The 17,015-nt window shown below is 47.1% G+C and carries 10 protein-coding genes; 4 read left to right on the top strand and 6 right to left on the bottom strand.

Translation table 11 applies throughout. The features are described from left to right. Positions 1–317 precede the first annotated feature (317 nt). A complete protein-coding gene (gene aroB / locus SGRA_RS13815; protein WP_015693367.1) occupies positions 318–1,406 on the top strand; it encodes a 3-dehydroquinate synthase in 1,089 nt (362 codons plus the stop codon). On the opposite strand, the gene SGRA_RS13810 is transcribed toward aroB, so the two are convergent. The 6 genes from SGRA_RS13810 to SGRA_RS13780 all read right to left on the bottom strand — a co-directional run bounded on the left by SGRA_RS13810 (position 1,395) and on the right by SGRA_RS13780 (position 9,595). Then, a complete protein-coding gene (locus SGRA_RS13810) occupies positions 1,395–2,354 on the bottom strand; it encodes an HNH endonuclease (protein WP_015693366.1) in 960 nt (319 codons plus the stop codon). The two genes, aroB and SGRA_RS13810, sit on opposite strands and share 12 nt — an antisense overlap. Beyond that, on the bottom strand, positions 2,338–4,200 hold the full coding sequence (locus SGRA_RS13805; protein ID WP_015693365.1) for an AAA family ATPase: 1,863 nt from the start codon (positions 4,198–4,200) through the stop codon (positions 2,338–2,340). Before SGRA_RS13805 ends, SGRA_RS13810 begins: the two co-directional genes overlap by 17 nt. Before the next feature lie 67 nt (positions 4,201–4,267). Continuing rightward, on the bottom strand, positions 4,268–7,282 hold the full coding sequence (locus tag SGRA_RS13800) for a hypothetical protein (RefSeq protein WP_015693364.1): 3,015 nt from the start codon (positions 7,280–7,282) through the stop codon (positions 4,268–4,270). A gap of 321 nt (positions 7,283–7,603) precedes the next feature. Further along, positions 7,604–7,903 (bottom strand): hypothetical protein, encoded by a 300-nt coding sequence (locus SGRA_RS23345; RefSeq protein WP_148268352.1) that lies wholly within the window; start codon positions 7,901–7,903, stop codon positions 7,604–7,606. A gap of 390 nt (positions 7,904–8,293) precedes the next feature. Continuing rightward, entirely contained in the window at positions 8,294–9,142 is an 849-nt protein-coding gene (gene lgt, locus SGRA_RS13785) for a prolipoprotein diacylglyceryl transferase (protein WP_015693361.1), read from the bottom strand. 51 nt (positions 9,143–9,193) lie between these two features. Beyond that, the gene (locus SGRA_RS13780) at positions 9,194–9,595 is read right to left on the bottom strand and encodes a hypothetical protein (protein ID WP_015693360.1); all 402 of its coding nucleotides are present in this window, start codon (positions 9,593–9,595) and stop codon (positions 9,194–9,196) included. 249 nt (positions 9,596–9,844) lie between these two features. Here SGRA_RS13780 and SGRA_RS13775 point away from each other — a divergent pair, with 249 nt between their 5' ends. The 3 genes from SGRA_RS13775 (at position 9,845) to SGRA_RS13765 (ending at position 16,927) form a co-directional block, all read left to right on the top strand. After that, positions 9,845–14,506 carry an MG2 domain-containing protein gene (locus SGRA_RS13775; protein ID WP_015693359.1) on the top strand — a complete coding sequence of 1,554 codons (4,662 nt, stop codon included), beginning with the start codon at positions 9,845–9,847 and terminating at the stop codon, positions 14,504–14,506. A gap of 424 nt (positions 14,507–14,930) precedes the next feature. Then, positions 14,931–16,271 carry an RIP metalloprotease RseP gene (rseP, locus tag SGRA_RS13770; RefSeq protein WP_015693358.1) on the top strand — a complete coding sequence of 447 codons (1,341 nt, stop codon included), beginning with the start codon at positions 14,931–14,933 and terminating at the stop codon, positions 16,269–16,271. Positions 16,272–16,276: 5 nt separating this feature from the next. Beyond that, positions 16,277–16,927 carry a hypothetical protein gene (locus SGRA_RS13765; protein ID WP_015693357.1) on the top strand — a complete coding sequence of 217 codons (651 nt, stop codon included), beginning with the start codon at positions 16,277–16,279 and terminating at the stop codon, positions 16,925–16,927. Positions 16,928–17,015 lie beyond the last annotated feature (88 nt).

The raw sequence follows: 17,015 nt of genomic DNA, 5'->3' as shown, positions 1-17,015 counted from the left end.
CGTTTCGCAGCTCGCTCTTCGCTCGGCCCTTCACAGGCTTCGCCTGCTCGGTCTGGCCTGACGGCCACTGCTGCACATCGCTAGGCCATTTGGCCTGCGGCCAAGGGCCGCTGCGCAGCCCTTCTTCTGCGGCAGACAGGGCCAAAGGCCCGCAGGCTGAGGGATGGATAGCAGGGGCGCGAAGCGCCAGACCCAGCGGGCGCAGCCCGCGCAGGGCCGAGCAGACCTGCGAGCTGCGACACAGCCCGACCCGGCCTTTGGCCGGGGCAGCCCCAAATCCTTTTCTAATATATATAGGTCCTAAATGCCCAATAGCCATGTTTCCAAATGATCCAAGCAATTCTCTGCACAGCCCCTACCCTATCCGTTTTGCTCAGGCCGATTTTCAAGCACTTAAGGAGCAGATAGAAGGCGGAAATTATGGGCAGCTTTTCGTCCTCCTCGATGAAAATACCGCCAGAGATTGTTGGCCCATTTTGGCCCCCGCCCTGGCGCCTTACTCCCCGCAATTGCTCCAAATTCCAGCCGGAGAGGACCATAAAAATCTGCAAACTTGCCAGTCAGTCTGGACCAAATTGCTCCAAAAAGGGGCCCAGCGAAATAGCCTGCTCATCAATCTGGGCGGTGGCGTCCTTGGCGATATGGGCGGCTTTGTTGCCGCTACCTTTAAAAGAGGTTTCGACTTCATCCAAATCCCCACTAGCCTGCTAGCCCAGGTAGACGCTTCTGTGGGCGGCAAACTAGGCATCGATTTTCAAGGACTCAAAAATGGGATTGGCCTTTTTCAATTCCCTAAAATGGTCCTGATTTATCCCCCCTTTATCCAAACCCTCCCCCCCGAAGAGGTCCGCAGCGGCTGGGCCGAAATCCTTAAGCATAGCCTGATTGCCGATGCCCAAAGCTGGCCCCAACTTCAAGCAATGCCCCCTCTGCAAGATATGGACCGCTGGCAGCAAATTATTGCTCACTCTATCCAGATTAAGGACCATATTGTGGACCAAGACCCTCAAGAAAAGGGCCTCCGAAAACTACTGAATTTTGGGCATTCTATCGGCCACGCCCTCGAAAGCCTAAGCTGGAACAGCCCTCAGCCCCTTCTGCACGGAGAAGCGGTGGCTCTTGGCCTCCTAGCCGAAGCTTACCTCTCGGCCCATTACCTCCAACTTCCCCAAAAGGAACTGGACCAAATTGAGGCCGCTATCCGCCCCCTCTACCCAAGCTTTCCCCTGGCCCAAATTCCCCCCAATAGCTTCTTCCCCCTCCTTCGACAAGACAAAAAAAATGAAGGTAAAACCCATAGTTTTACCCTCATTTCCGCTATCGGCCAAGGCCAGTTTAATCAAAGCATTCCCTATACAGAAGAAGACCGTATTTGGGAGGCCGTGGTTTTTGCTTTAGGGGGTTAGTGCTTTATTCTTCTTGTAATAAATAAGCGCCAACTTAAAAATATCACGCTGCTGATCGTCTAATGCCTTCTCTAATAAAGCACAATCATTCTTTAGTAAAGAATAAGTAGTTAAAGTGTAAGGGGCATTCGGGGCTAGTTTTTTTTCAAGCTTCTTAATTTCTGACGCTATTAGCCTCTTTGCTATAGTTAGCAGCACTTCCTTTTGTTTCCCTTCTGGAATAGGTATATCAAGTTCATCTAGTAAGATAAAAGAGCTACTAATAGCTTCAACAATAGCAAATTTAGCCGCATCGATAATACCCAATCGACTCATATACAAATTGAATCGATTTAAATTGACTAGCTTAATTGTTTCCTCCGCTCTCTGATTACCCTTTTCAATCGAATAAATTTCACCATTTTTACGGACCTCTATATAATCTCGAGGCTCATCAATTTCAGGATGAAGCAAATAAGGACCTTCCGCTAATAAATATGGACTATCAGCACGCATTTGAGCTCTATCTAAAGCAGTTTTAGTAGTATCTGTATAAGGTGGTTTCAATGAGCGGAAAGGCCCTCCCTGACTTATTTTAAGAGCTTTCATCCTTTCACTACAGTTATGTAGATCCTTCCCCTTTACCTTAAAAACATCAGCCTTAGGGCCATTGCAATCCTTACAAACTGGAAGCAAATTACTCCACTCATACCCTAGCCACCAATATCCATTCCTCCCCTTTTTTGGCCGATAATGCTCTACCGTAAACTGTTCTGTTCCCATTGGACTCTCACAATAGGCGCATTTATGATGATAAAGCGCTTCTAACTCACTCTTTATGGCTGTGTTATAAATTCTTGGATTAAAAGAATGGTCTTCTTTGGCCCTGATTAAACTTGCTTCTTCATCTGCAAATTGATCTACCAACTTTTGAGGTGCTGCTGAAAAATCTTTATTCACCTTTCTCATCCTGCTCCTTTTTTAAGTCCTCTGAAAAGTCGAACTCTGCCAATCTTTTATTTAAAGCATCTTCAAGAGCAGCCTTTCGCTCAATCTCTGCATAATCATCCTCTACTTTTACAGGATTCTCCTCCTTATGCTTAATCGACCGCAAATCTTTCAAGCCAAAAAGAGGCGAACTCAAAACCGTATTCGGCAAAAGGTCCTCGATCTCTTTCTCTAGCCCCTCTAGACGCTCTACAAAGATGCCCCGCTCTTGGTCCCGATCTACCTTGAGGAAAACAGCCCCCTCAGGCGCCCCCAATAAGGGAATTGGACTATGCGTAGAGGCTATAAATTGTACATTCGGAAAAGCATCAGATAATAATTTGGGCAATTTATGCTGCCACTTAGGGTGCAAATGCAACTCTAATTCATCAATCAATACAATGCCCCCCAAAGCCTTGATATCCGTAACCGTGGGCTGCAACTCATATAAGTTAAGGACCAAATCTCCCAAAATAGCCAAGATGTTTCGGTAACCTGCAGAGAGGCGGTTGAAAGGCAAGCGCTCTGTCGTTTCAGCCCAGTCTCCCTTGAACCGATAGTACAAACGATCAAAGTTTTCCTCATCTATTTCTAGCTCTAAGTCGGGCACCACCTCCTCAAATAAAGCTTTGACCTGCTGATAACGTGCCTTAGATCGAGGATGAATCTCCTTGCGGGCAAACCAGTTGATGTACTCATCCTCTATATCCCGAAGAGGAGCATCTGACTCAAATAAGGAACGGACCATATTGTACTCCCCTGCCTGCTTGACTACCTGACGAGGAACCAAACGAGAAGAACCATAGGCAATGACGTTGCGATGAGGGTCATAATGACCATTAACGGCTGTTGCCATACGACTAAGAAAACTATAACCAAATCTTAGGTACAAAAGACTTTCACTTCCTCCACCTAATCCTTCTTTCAAAAACTCATAAGTCACCTCATCCTCTCCATACAAATCTGCGGCTATGGCTTGTAATACCAAAGTTTTTCCATAGCCATTTTCTCCAGTCAAAAAAATCCAAGAGGGACTCTCTTCAAAATCAAGATCAACTTTTTTCAGGCTATATACATCGCTAAAAACCAAACTATTCAGTTTCGCCCTAGGCAGAACGACTTGCCCCAAAAAAACATCTAAATCCCCTAAGACAGACTCAAAATAAGCTAGCGACCCCGCCTCTACTTTTTCATTCAGATAAACCGCAGAAAAGGCCTTGCTTTCTTTGACAAAAAAAGCAAGGTCCTCCTCTTCAAAAGCTTTGAGAATAGCGGGCTTTTCTTGAGCTAACTTCTCCTTCTCCATCAAAAGGAGATAGGCCGAAGCCCAAAACTCAAAAAGCGCCTCATCTTCCCTTAAAAAGTCTGCATTAACAGCTCGCTTAATAGAGGCATCAAATTCAATTTCTTCTATTAGATGTCCATCCTTAAGTAGCTTTTGACCTTGGACATACTCTATATGTCCCAAGGTTTTCTTTAAGGACTCAAAAAAGTTCGATAAAAATAATTTAACCTCCTCTTCCCAGCTCGACTGATTAACTAAAGAAGCATTTCCTTCAGTTGTCCAATAAACACTATCCTTAATAAGGATATTTAGGCTATCAGAGCTTAAAGAAGCAGTTTTATATTTTTTATAAAGGTCTATCCACCTCTTTGTATTTCCAGATTTTTCTAATGCAGTAAAGAGAGTTATATTCACCTGTCCTCTTCCTTTACGCATATACATCATCCCCACAAAAGGATGCGTCAAAAGCGCCTGCTCTGCCCGATAAAAGCAATAATAAGCCTTTGGCATAGCTTCCCTCAAAAACTCAAAATTAGACGACATAAAGCAACAGAAATTAACTCCTCAATAATAATAACGCTCAAAGGTAAGGAACCTAAACGAACTCCCCCTACTTATCCCAATTCAATATGGCCGCAGCCAAGCTCCGCAACTCCCCCTCTCTATTTTGCCAAAAGTTGAAAGAATACAACTCCAACACCCAATAGCCTTCTTGGGCCAAACGATTTTTGGCCTCTACAGCCGATAGATAATCGCCCGGGGCTTGCTGTTTCATCCAGCCATCCAATAAAAGGATTAAGGGTTTTTCTCCCGCTCGACTAGATTCCACCAATAAATTGGCCCAAACACCCTCTACTTTCTGATTGACCAATAAACGCTCTTCATCTATATAGCGACTCAAATAGGTTTTGAGGGCCTGACCAAAACTAGGGGCCGGCAAACTCAAGGCCTTGGGCTGCATAGAATAAGCCGCAGCCGATTGCCCCCGAAAACTACTCAAAGGCAGTTCCCCTACGCTCCATTGCTGGGCTCCCAATTGCAACAAACGACGACTGCGCTCTGCAGGCATTTGCTCTCCAGATTCTAAAAGGACCAATTCAAAATGTGCCAAACGCTCTGGCAAAAATTCTTCTAGCATGGCAGGGGTAGCAATGATTACCGGAGACAATTGATGAATCCGCTCCCAACCCAAATGCTCGATCAAAGCCGCCAAGGGTTCATCCTGCCAAGCTCTACTCCCCTGCGATAAGGGCAGCTTGTTGTTTTTCTTCCAATCCTGATGCAATTCTTCATTCCGCAAAGCTACGTTCTTGCGGGCCGCCTCTCGCAAATGTGGCTGCAGACTGCGCTCCTGCTCCAATAGGTCCTGCAAATCGGTCCCTGCCGAAGGTAAGGCCAAGGAATAGGTGGCCGCCAAATAGTTATAGTAGTACCAGCTCTTGAAGGCCGTTTCCCAAGATTTGGGACGGCTAGCAATCAGGGCTTTGAGCAATTGCCGCCCCCGCTTGCCCAATAATAACCAATGTTTCCGCCAGCGATAATAGGCCAGGAAGTTGGGCAACTCTTCTTCTATGGCCAATAGCTGGGCAAAGCTGTCTCGCAAAAACTGTTCTCTAGCAGGCAGAGAATCAGCCCCTACACTAAAGCGCTTTTTAAAGAAAGGCAAAGCGTTTAGACCTTCTAAGGCCTCCATCAAGCGCTCTTCCAATGTTTGCAATTGCGATTTTCGGTCCAAGGGCAAGATAGAGCTCAACTCCAAGGCATTAACCTTCTCCCGCATTTGCTTGGGCAAACGCTGGCTCCAATGCTGCGCCCGCTTTTCAAACTCCTGAATGTGCTGATAAAGAGCATTGATGCTGTTAAATTGACGCATTTCCTTGAGCGCAAAGACAAAGTATTGCTTGCTGTCATAAAGCGATAATAGCTGCTCGTATTCCTCCGCAATTTGCTGCTTGGCCGCCAAAAGTTGCTGATGACGCTTAGAAAATACAGACATCAGGCGCAAGCGATTGCTATAACCCGCTCTGTTTTCTCCAAATTCATCCCCATAGACCTTCTGATAAATGGCCATCATCTCCTGCAGACGGTCCAGTTGCTTGCGCAAGGCCATCGCATGCTGCTGATGATGCAAAAGCAACTCATCATAGTAGGCATCCAAAAAGCTGCTGTAATCTAAATGTAGCTGTCGAAACTCCTCGGTTTTCCAAGGCAATTCCTTCTGCAAAAGCTGCTCGGCCGCCTCCTCTGTATTTTCTAAAAAGAGCTCATCTCTCAACTGGCTCAAGGGGTGGGCTAAGCTCCGTATAGGGGCAAATAGCGCCTCCTGCTCCCTAATGGCCTGCAAGAGCTCCTCATATTCTTTGGGACTAAAGATGTAGTCTTCTTTTTGCAAGATTCTCGACAAAAATTGCTTGCCTTCTTCTTGCTGATAACCCAAATAACGCCCCAACATCTGGCTCCAATCTTCCCCCAATAGGCCTTCTTGGCCCAAGGCTTCCTGCCCCTGATCCAGTTTCTGCAATTGCAAGAGGTATTTCTGCAATTGTAACTGATAACTAGCCTGCTCTTTCCCCCCTTGCTTTTTGGGCTCCTTGGCCAATAGGCTAAATAGCTGCGCCCGAGCCTCTTCTTTGTTTTTCCATACCCAAGCCGGCCCAGGCAAAACCCCCTGTTCCATAAACTGGTTCTGATAGGCTTCTATGCGATTCAAGGGACAAATGACAAGGGCATTTCCCCCATCGGCCAATAGGCCCGCAATGGCAGCAATAGGCAAACGAGGTAGCCCAACAGTACTCTGCAATTGCTGAACGTTTTGGCCCTTGTACAAGGCTTGCAATAAGCTCCGCTCTGGCCCACTAACGGCTAGAGCGGCTAGTTTGCTGTGCCAAATGGGCTTGGGACTCCCCTTCAACCCTAAGGGCAAGGCCTGCTCCAACTGCTTGGGCTGCTCCAATTGCCCCAAGATCCCCGCCCAATAGATGGCGTTTTTTGGCCGCTCTTCTTCCGATAATTGCGGATGCGGACAAGGGTAAAGCTTGGGCAAGCCTGGCGCATCCAAACCTAGCTTTTCGGCCAACTGATTTAAGGCATCTAGTAAGGTTTGCGCCTTGAGCTCCTCTTTGGGCGGCAAAATTTCTTCCCAATCTAGCTTAAAGCGACTAATCAAATAGTTTTGTAATAATTCATTATATTGCAAGGCCGAATCCGAATCATAGGACAACATCCAATGCCGAGGATCCCCATCTTCCGCAGCCTCTAGCTGCAATTCCCATATAAAAATAGGCGCTTGCACCAATTGGCCCAAACCCTCATCTTCTAAAAGCAATAAAGGAAAACCCAACTGCAATTTCTGCTGCTGGTTGGCCAAACTACTAAAGCGCTCTTGCATGGCCGCAAGCCTCGCCTTTTCGGTACTTTCTAGCTGCTTGTGCTGCCGCAGGTCCAAACCAAACTCAAACTCCTTTTGCTTGAGCAATTTAGCCATTAAACGCACAGGCAAATCAGCCCCCAAGGCATTCAATAACCACAAATCTAGTTGCCGTTCATCTAAGGGCAAAACATTGAGCTGGGCCAAGGCCGCTAAAAATAATTGATCGCTGGAGGAGGTTTCTTTGGGCTGCAACATAAGGAGCTATTTTATTTTGCTCTAAAATAATCAAGTCTACCGAATTTGATAATTTTTTTCGCCTCTCTCTATCGCTCTTCTTTTTCTTCCCTTTTTTCTTTTCTGCTGTTATTTTGGGGCTGCCCCCTCGCTTTGCTCGGGGTCGGGCTGTCTCGCAGCTCGCTATTCGCTCGGCCCTTCGGCGCCAAAGCGCCTCGGTCTGCCGCCTTTGGCGGCCCTGCTGCCCATCCCTCAGCCGTTCTGGCCTGCGGCCAGTAGGGCCCAGCCCAGCCAAGCAAAGCTTTCTCCCCTTTTTATAGCTTCGGCCTTGGGCCAACCCTCCTAAAGAGTCCTCTCTGCACATTTTTTTTCCAGCGAACACTCCATTGCAACTCCAAAAGACCATTTCTTTTCCAGCAAATGCTCCTTTGCAAGCCCAAAAGACCATTTCTTTTCCAGCGAATGCTCCTTTGCAAGCCCAAAAGACCATTTCTTTTCCAGCGAATGCTCCTTTGCAAGCCCAGACAGCATTTCTTCTCCAGCGAATGCTCCATTGCAACTCAAAAAGACCATTTCTTCTCCAGCAAATGCTCCTTTGCAAGCCCAGACAGCATTTCTTCTCCAGCGAATGCTCCATTGCAACTCAAAAAGACCATTTCTTCTCCAGCGAATGCTTCATTGCAAGCCCAAAAGACCATTTCTTTTCCAGCGAATGCTCCTTTGCTATTGCAGCCAAGATTTAGTTTTGGTCCAACTAGGGCCTTTGGCCCTAACTGGCCGCAGGCCAGAACGGCCACAACAAGCCCTTTAGGGCGCAGTTCGACGACCAAAGGGAGTAACCGATCTGTAGGGCGGGGTCAAAGGGCCGTTAGGCCCGCAGGCCTAGCGATGTGCAGGGGTGGCCGAAGGCCAGACCAAGGAGCAAAGCGACGCAGGGCCGAGCGAACAGCGAGCCCCGGAACGTAGCGCCGACGAGCAAAGCGAGGCGGAGGCCCCAAAAAAAAAGACCCCAAAAAGGAGTCTTTATATAGATTAGTAAGTCTTGGGAGTAGGCGGTTTGTTTTTGGACCAAGCCAAATAAAGGCCAATTAGGATGAAAGGGATCGATAAGATTTGTCCCATGTTAATCAAAGCATCTTCGCTAATTCCCTCATTGATTTTGGTATACTCCAATAAGAAGCGATCAAAGAAAAGGAGGGCAAAGAAAACCCCAAATACTTGGCCTTGTTGGACCTTGCCATAGCGTTTTGCATAGTACCAAAACATAAAGCCAAAAATGGCCAGATAGCTAATGGCCTCATAGAGCTGAGAAGGGTGTCGGGGCTCCATGGGATCGCCATCATGGGAGCTCATGAGTCTAAACTGAAAGGCCCAAGGTAAATCGGTAGGCTCTCCAACAATTTCGGAGTTCATGAGGTTACCCAAACGGATAAACATACCTGCCAAAGGCACCACCACGGCCAGCTTATCGAGGTACCAAAAAATAGATTTCTTTTGTCTGCGGGCCAAGAGCAACAAAGCGGCCGTAATGCCAAAGGCGCCGCCATGGCTAGCTAGGCCTCTAAAGCCCGTAAATTGAAATTCGGGCTCAAATTGTACGGGCAGAAACATTTCTAGCGGATGTTGAGAGAAATACTCCCAATCATAGAAAATACAATGGCCCAGGCGCGCCCCCAAGATAGTCCCGACCACTACATACATCAGAAATTGGTCCAGCAGCTCGGGCTTTTCGCCTTCTTTTTTGACCAATCGGAGGATGATCATATAGCCGAGGATAAATCCAAAGGCAAAAAAGAGCGAATAATAGCGGAGTTCAAAGCTACCAAAGCGGAGCAAAACGGGATCGGGGGACCAGGGGATATAATTGAGTAGAAAATTCATACGGGCAGGTTTAAGAATAACTTGCCACAAAAGTAGAAAAAAATAATTGACTTAGCTGTTTTTTTGATCCATCAACCATTTCATAGCCGACTCCTTATCATTATCAATATAGAGATGTGCGATGCTTTGCATTTTGATCACATTGTGTAGCATCTCATAAATATGAGGGTCTGCTTTATAGTAAATACTCCATCGATAACGATCATCTAAAAAGCCCATTTCCATCAGGCTAGTAGCGAACTCAAAATTCTCTGCGGTTGTCAGCATAGATAATGTCTCACTAACATCAAAAAAGACATAGGGGCAATTATGTTTTTCTATGGTTGCAATAATAGCTTGCATAGCCTGGGCTCCTGTATCAATAAGGGCTACTCCTGTAAACTTCCCCTCAATAAAGTGTTCTTTGGGGTGGTAGTGTAAACTTATCCCTTTGAGTTCCATAAAATTATCCATTAAAAGGTGTGAAAAGTGTTTTTTTTGGGGGGCTAGGGATTTCGCTGGCAATTAAAATAGTATTTTTTTGCATTATCCTATCATTTTTTGATTGAATTAGGGGGGGATTTAATCATTATGGGCACCAGATTCTGCTAGAGCTGCATCTTTTTGAATAGTTGAGGATAATCTAGTTTGGCTGTAAATGGCCATAGATTTTTTTCTTATCCTTGGCTAAGGAACTTTCACTCACTTAACTTAAATTTCCCTATGTATTTATTCCGTCATTCTAGGCTTTTAGCCTTATCCAGCCTTTTGCTCTTTAGCTTAGGCATAGGCTATGCCCTTTCTGGGGGCTCGCCTTTTTCCAATCACCCCAAGCTCAGGCAGCTACAAAGCAAAATGGAGCAGCAGCAAGAGCAGCGGGGCCAAGAATTGGTTTATTTACAATGCGATCGGCCTATTTACCAGCCAGGCGAAGACCTTTGGTTTTCGGTCTATTTGCGTCATCCTGCCGACCTCTCTCCCTCTACAATTTCAGAGATTGTGTATGTAGAATTGCTCAATGGCAAAGGGCAGGTTTTAGATAAAAAGCGCTACACCCTAGAAAATGGGCAAACTGCTGGCGATTTTCAGTTGCCTGCTAGCCTTTCTGGAGGTTACTACAAGCTAAAAGCCTACACTCAATGGCAAAAGAACAGTCAGCAATTTTATGAGCGAGAGATTCAGGTCCAAAAGCCTGTGCTCCCTCGTTTAAATATGCGGCTTCGCTTTCAGGAGAAATCCTATGCCTTAGGCCAGCAGGTCAATGCCGAGCTTCAGTTACAGCAGCTCAACAAACAACCTTTGGCCAATCAGGCATTTAGCTATCATTTGATTGTAAATGGTAGAAAAGTAAAGGAAGGCCAAGGAAAAACGAATGGACTGGGCCAAGCTTTGGTACAGACTCAGCTTCCCAAAGAGGAATCTACGCAGCAGGCCCTCATCAACATCTTTTTTCCCTTCGAGGGACAGCAAGAAGCCATTGCTCGGCCCATTCCCCTACAGATGGGCAAGGTAGATTTGCAGTTTTTTGCAGAAGGGGGAGATCTATTGCCCAACTTTCGGCAGACCTTGGCCTTTAAGGCCATAGATGAAAAGGGGCAGGCCGTCAAGGTTTCAGGACAAATCTTTAATAGTCAGGGCCAATACCTACAAGACTTTAGCAGCTATCATGCGGGCATGGGTAGTTTGTTATTTCAGCCCAAAGCTGGAGAGCGCTATTATGCCAAAGTACTTAGCCCCAAAGTAAAGAAGGATAGTTTTGCCCTGCCACAAGTACAAAGCAGCAAAAGCCTAGGTTTGCGTTTGCGCAGTCAGAACAGTCAGTTTCTAGACATCGATATCTTGAGCAGCAAAGAGCAGGCTGCTTTTTTGGTCCTCCACCAACAGCAACAACCTTATTATAGTAAGGACCTAAAATTGGCTGCAGGAGCTAGCCCTTTGCAAATTCCTGTAGCTGACTTACCTATGGGCCTAGTACAGCTCACCCTATTTGATGCAGAAATGCAGCCCATGGCCGAGCGTTTAGTCTTTGCCAATGCCGAGAAGCGTTTGCAAATTCAGATACAGACGCCCAAAGAGAAATATCTCCCTAGAGAAAAGGTAGAATTAGATATTCGGGTAACGGACCATCTGGGCAAGGCCGTTAATGGCCAATTTGCCTTATCGGTAGTCGATGAAAGTTTGCTCAGCTTTGCCGATGATGAGGAGCCGCATATTTTGGCCAGCCTCCTATTGAGCAGCCAGCTCAAAGGCAAGATTGCTTCGCCTAACTTTTACTTTGATGAGGCGGATGACCTAGAAAGAGAAAAACCCCATATTCATCGCCCTACCGCTTTGGACCAACTACTGCTTACTCAAGGTTGGCGCAACTTTGACTGGAAACAGTTGGAGCAAGCCCCCAACTATGCCCATCAGGCAGAAAAAGCTCGCTTTTTGGGTAAAGTGGTAGATGCCCAAGGGCAAGGTATCCCCAATATTGAGCTTCAGCTAGGGGGAAAAAGTTTTAGCACCAATGAAGCGGGAGAATACAACATCTTCTGGCCCAACTATCAAGGAGCCGTACAAGCAAAATTGAGTAATCAGGGCTTTTTGGACCAAGTCGTTAGCTTTTCGGTTTATGGCCAACAGAGCAATATCCTCTACTATCGCCAAATTAAGCTATCGGGCAAAGTACAGCAGGAAGAAAAGCCTGATCGTCACTTTAAAAAAGGAAAACTGCAGTTCTATGGCCGTGGTCGCTACCTAGGCGAGGCCAAGATCAATAAGAAAGGAGAATACCAAATTAGTATTTCGGAAGAAGTAAGCGAAGCCCGCCTTGTTCAGGGGCAGATCTCGCTGCCCACAAAGCGGGTTCAGCTCCAAGGAAAGGGAGAAAACCGTAGGGCCAACTTTCAGTTTAGCAAAAATGCCTTGGTAGAGCGCAAAAAAGAAAGAGCGATTGCCAAATTGGAGCTAGCTCGTAGAAGCAAGCGGGCCCAAGTAAGACAGCTAGAAGCTCCTCAGTTTGATGATGCTGTCTTGGAACTCGAAGGGGAGAGAATGGGAATGCTTGGAGGTGCAGGAGCTCCCCCCCCTCCGCCCCCTCCTCCTCCGCCCCCCCCTGCGCTTCTTGCCATAGATGAAAAAATGGAAGAAGAGGAAGCTCCAGAAGAAAAGGCTGATGCAGGAGAAGAGATTGCTCTTGTCGATGAAGTCATGAACAAGCGCATGCCCAAGCCCATGCCTAGACGAGAAGAAGAAAGAAGAAGAAAAGATCAACTCTCTGCTGCTATTATGCAAATTGATCGGGCCAGAACCTTCTATGCCCCTGCTTATACCGCAGAGCAGGCCATGCCTGAAAAGCGGACCGACTTTAGAAAAACCTTATACTGGGCGCCCTTAATTCAGCTAGAGAACGGGCGGGCCAAGCTAAGCTTTTATTGTAGCGATGCCATTACGCAATTTAAAGTGGTAGTAGAGGGTTGTGGACAAACAGGCGGTGTAGGTCGCCAAGACAGTCGCTTCTTTGTACAAACGCCACTGAGTGTATCGGCCAAGCTTCCTGCACAGGTCCTCAAGCAAGATCGTTTAGAAATTCCGGTTAGCATCGCCAACCGCAGCGATCAGCTCCAAAAAGTACAGCTTAGCCTCGATCTTCCCGAGGGCATCAGCCTACTTACTGACTTAGAGCCAATGATCGAGCTAGCCCCTGCAAAGGCCATCACTAAATTTGTGGCGGTCAAAATTGGGCAAGAGGCCCAATCGGGTAAATTAGTGCTTGCCCTAAAAGGCGAAGCCTTTAATGATGCCATGGAGCAAGATATTGTCATCTTAGACAAAGGCTTTCCGGTCCGTTCGGTTTATGCGGGACAGGCCCTAAAGAACCGCATGCAGCTCCACTTAGAAAAACCGGTAGCGGGAAGCATTCGGGCGCAGTTTAAGGTTTATCCCAATAGTTTGGACCAAGTCATGGATGGCATTGCGAGCATGATGCGGATGCCTTCTGGTTGCTTTGAGCAAACCTCTAGTAGCAACTACCCCAACCTTTTGGCCCTCAACTACCTAAGAAGCAGCAATCAGAGTCGCCCCGCCCTAGAAGCGCAAGCCAAAGAATACCTAGAAGTAGGTTATGGCCGCTTGACGGGCTATGAATCGCCCTCTGGAGGTTTTGATTGGTGGGGACGGGACCCTGGGCATGAGGCCCTAACCGCCTATGGCTTGATGCAATTCATTGATATGCAAGCTGTATTTGATGTGGACCCCGCTTTGATCGCGCGCACGCAAAAATGGTTATTATCTAGACGTGACGGCCAAGGGGGCTGGAAGAAAAACCCCAACCATCTACACTCTTGGGCCACTTCCGAAATCACCGATGCCTATATTGTTTGGGCCTTGGCGGAAGCTGGTTTGGGCCAAGAAATCGAAAAAGAGCTTACGGCTAGCTATAAGCAGGCGGTAAAGTCTGAAGACCCTTATCTAACCGCTTTGGTGGCCAATGCCCTTTGGGCGGCCAAAGACAAGCGAGGCAAGGGCCTGCTCCCCTTTTTGCGGGCGGCCCAACAAAAGGATGGTGCTTATAAGGGAGCTAGCTGTTCTGTAGTCAACTCTACTGGGCAGGCTCTTTTGGCCGAAACGACAGCCCTAACGGCTATAGCCCTTATGCGCTATGATGGCTTGACGGCTCAGGTGACTAAGGCCATTGACTTTTTGCCCAACTGCAAAAACTACTATGGTTATGGCTCTACGCAGGGTACTGTTTTGGCCCTTAAAGCCATTTTGGCCTATACCGAACTGAATAAGCGAGCTGCAGAATCGGGCCGTATATTGGTGTATAAAGATGGGAAAAAGCTCTTTAGTCAGGAGTTTGTAGCGGGCCAAAAGGAAATTACTCTGCCCGATTTGACGCCCTACCTCAGCGCAGGTAAGCAAAATATAGAACTGCGTTATGAGGGCTGCAAGCAGGCTCTCCCCTTTGAGTTAGAGCTAGCCTATAATACGAGTCAGCCTCAAAACTCGGCGGCTTCTGTGCTACGTTTGCAGACCCGCCTTTTGCAAAGCGATATTCGGATGGGACAGCAGGCTAGCCTAGAGGTTCTGATGAAGGCAGAAGGGCAGCAAAACCAGCCCGTAGTGATGGCCATGATTGGCATCCCCGCAGGTTTGTCTCCGCAGCTCAAGCAGCTAAAAGCCTTGCAAGAGCAGGGACATTTTGAGCATTTTGAGTTATTTGAAGACTTTGTGGTTTTGCATTTGGACCAACTACAGGCCCAAGAAGAGCGCAGTTTTCAGTTGGCGCTCAAAGCCGATATTCCAGGAAGCTATGAGAGCTCGGCCTCTTCTATTTTCCGTTATTATACGCAGGAAGAGCGGCAATGGGCCACCCCCTTAGCGATCAATATTTTGCCTTAAGGACTAAAGCCTACAGCCGCCTATAAAAAATAGGCGGCTGTTTTTTTGGTCCAAATACGGCTGTTCTTTGCATTTAGCAGGGCGCGAAGCGCCCGCAGGCCACAACAAGGCTGCAAGCCGCAGTTCGACGACCAAAGGGAGTAACCGCCGACGAGCACAGCGAGGCGGAGGCCCCAAATTAGTCGCATATATCTTCATAAACAAATAGTTAGGCCCTATGCAGAATAGATAAGAGGAGGCAAAAAAGGGGCAAAGTCTCCACCTTTGGAAGTTTTTAACAGGGCCAAGGGCTAATCTGACAAACTTTTAGTAAGTTTGCGAAGTTAAATTGACCTGAAATAAAGCCAAATGAGTAATTTTTATTCCTTGGCGCATACCTTATAATAGGGAGCTTTTGGCTCCACCACCTTTTATCATTTCATATATGGAATATCTGATTGTCGCAATACAATTTATCCTTAGTTTATCCATTTTGGTCACCTTGCATGAGTTTGGCCATTTTTTGCCAGCTCGTTGGTTTGGCATGCGTGTAGAAAAGTTCTATCTCTTTTTTGATCCTTGGTTTGCGCTTTTCAAGACGCAGCGAGGCGAAACAGAATGGGGTGTGGGCTGGCTGCCTTTGGGGGGCTATGTAAAAATTGCGGGCATGATTGACGAGAGCATGGACACCGAGCAGCTCAATCAGCCGCCACAGGAGTGGGAATTTCGTTCTAAGCCAGCTTGGCAGCGTTTGATTGTCATGTTGGGCGGAGTAACGGTCAATTTCATTCTAGGTTTCTTCATTTTTGGGATGTTGCTTTGGGTTTATGGCGAGAAAAAGCTGCCTGCAAACAATGTTCGCTATGGGGTGGCCGTGATGGAATTGGGCCAAGAAATGGGCCTAAAAACTGGTGATAAGATCTTGAAGGTCGGCAATAAAGAGCTCGACTATTTTACCTCTGGGGTGGTCTTGCAAGAGATTGTCATCAATATGGCCAAAACCTTGGAAGTAGAGCGAGAAGGCGCTAGAATTGAGCTAAATATTCCCGATAGCACCGCCGGCAAACTGGCCTCAAATAAGGCGGGCTTTATGGAAATCCGGGTACCTATGGTAGCTGGAGACTTCAGTAAGGAGTCTACGGCAAAGGCCGCAGGCATGGAAAAAGGAGACTCTATTATTGCCTGTAATGGGATGGAGGTGCACTTTTTTGATGAATTTGTTCGGGAAGTACAGCGGCAAAAAGATCAGGAATTGAGCATTACGGTTATTCGCTCGGGAGAAGATAAGCCTCTGGTGCTCAAAGTGAAGCCTAATGAAAATGGAAAAGTGGGGGTTGCTCCTTTTAGTCCTGATCGTTATATGGAATTTGAAACCATTAAGCATGGGCCTTTGACGGCCTTCCCCTTGGGGCTACAAAAAGGTTGGAACTTCTTGTACTCCAACATCAAGGCGATGGGCCAAATGGTTACGGGCAGTGGTCATGTGAAAGCCACAGAAAGCTTGGGTGGCTTTATCTCTATCGCCAAATTATTTCCAACAGAATGGCAATGGGAGCGTTTCTGGTACATGACGGCCGTCCTTTCGCTCATTTTGGGCTTTATGAATCTTTTGCCTATTCCCGCTTTGGATGGCGGACATGCGGTCTTTTTATTGATAGAAATCATCATGCGCCGCCCAGTTCCACAACAAGTAATGGAAAAGGCGCAGGTAGTGGGCTTTATCTTGCTCATTAGCCTATTATTATTTGCCAACGGTATGGACTTTATTCGTTGGTTTAAAGGATAATACAGATGGAAGAGAAGGTCCTGCAAAAATACCTGGAGAAGCTACTCCAAATACAAGCTCGCCCAACTCATTTTGGCGAGCAGGACTTTCGCATTGCCCTGAGCGAACTCAATTTGACGGCAGAGGAAAAAAAGGCCTTAGCGCAAGAATTTGAGCAGCGTTTTAAGTTGGGCAGCAACTATTATCAGGCAAAAAACTACGATAAAGCCATCGAGCAATTGGAAACGGCCAAGGCCATTGAGCCCTATCATTTGGCTTGTCATTTATTGCTAACCGATGCCTATAAATTGCGTTATTTGGCCGAGCATAAACCAGCTGATTATGAACGGAGCTTGGCCCTTTGCCAGGAGGGTTTGCGGCTACAATCGCATAATCCGTTTTTCTCTGGAGTAGAGACGGCTATCGAAAAATACCAGCAGGGCAGGCATCAGCTGCGTTGGGCCATGCTGGGGCTTTTTCCCTTGGCAAACCTATTGTTGGCGGGCCTCTATTTTGGGGCGCAGGCCAATTTATCTAGCTCACTTTTGCTGGGCATGACCCTTGGGTTTAGCCTTTTCGTCGCGGCCTTTTCGGCCTCCTTCTACTGGCATTATGCCAAGCGCAAAAAGGCCTTAAAGCGGGAGCGCATTTCGCTAAAATTTGTCGTTAAAAAATAAACTTGATCCCTTTACTTTTCTAGTGAAGGGATTTTTTTTGGGGCCTCCGCTGCGGCTTTGCCTTGCGGCGGTTACTCCCTTTGGTCGT

This window comes from Saprospira grandis str. Lewin (assembly GCF_000250635.1).
GTDB classification, from domain to species: Bacteria; Bacteroidota; Bacteroidia; order Chitinophagales; family Saprospiraceae; genus Saprospira; species Saprospira grandis.
The sequence above is the reverse complement of the archived record's forward strand: the minus strand, read 5'-3'. Positions and strand labels throughout refer to the sequence as shown.

What these genes read in the sequence shown, in the direction of transcription:
- SGRA_RS13780 (WP_015693360.1), bottom strand. Translation starts at nt 9,595, where the DNA reads ATGGATAATTTTATGGAACTCAAAGGGATAAGTTTACACTACCACCCC.
- lgt (WP_015693361.1), bottom strand. Translation starts at nt 9,142, where the DNA reads ATGAATTTTCTACTCAATTATATCCCCTGGTCCCCCGATCCCGTTTTG.
- SGRA_RS13765 (WP_015693357.1), top strand. Translation starts at nt 16,277, where the DNA reads ATGGAAGAGAAGGTCCTGCAAAAATACCTGGAGAAGCTACTCCAAATA.
- rseP (WP_015693358.1), top strand. Translation starts at nt 14,931, where the DNA reads ATGGAATATCTGATTGTCGCAATACAATTTATCCTTAGTTTATCCATT.
- SGRA_RS13800 (WP_015693364.1), bottom strand. Translation starts at nt 7,282, where the DNA reads ATGTTGCAGCCCAAAGAAACCTCCTCCAGCGATCAATTATTTTTAGCG.
- SGRA_RS13805 (WP_015693365.1), bottom strand. Translation starts at nt 4,200, where the DNA reads ATGTCGTCTAATTTTGAGTTTTTGAGGGAAGCTATGCCAAAGGCTTAT.
- SGRA_RS13810 (WP_015693366.1), bottom strand. Translation starts at nt 2,354, where the DNA reads ATGAGAAAGGTGAATAAAGATTTTTCAGCAGCACCTCAAAAGTTGGTA.
- aroB (WP_015693367.1), top strand. Translation starts at nt 318, where the DNA reads ATGTTTCCAAATGATCCAAGCAATTCTCTGCACAGCCCCTACCCTATC.
- SGRA_RS13775 (WP_015693359.1), top strand. Translation starts at nt 9,845, where the DNA reads ATGTATTTATTCCGTCATTCTAGGCTTTTAGCCTTATCCAGCCTTTTG.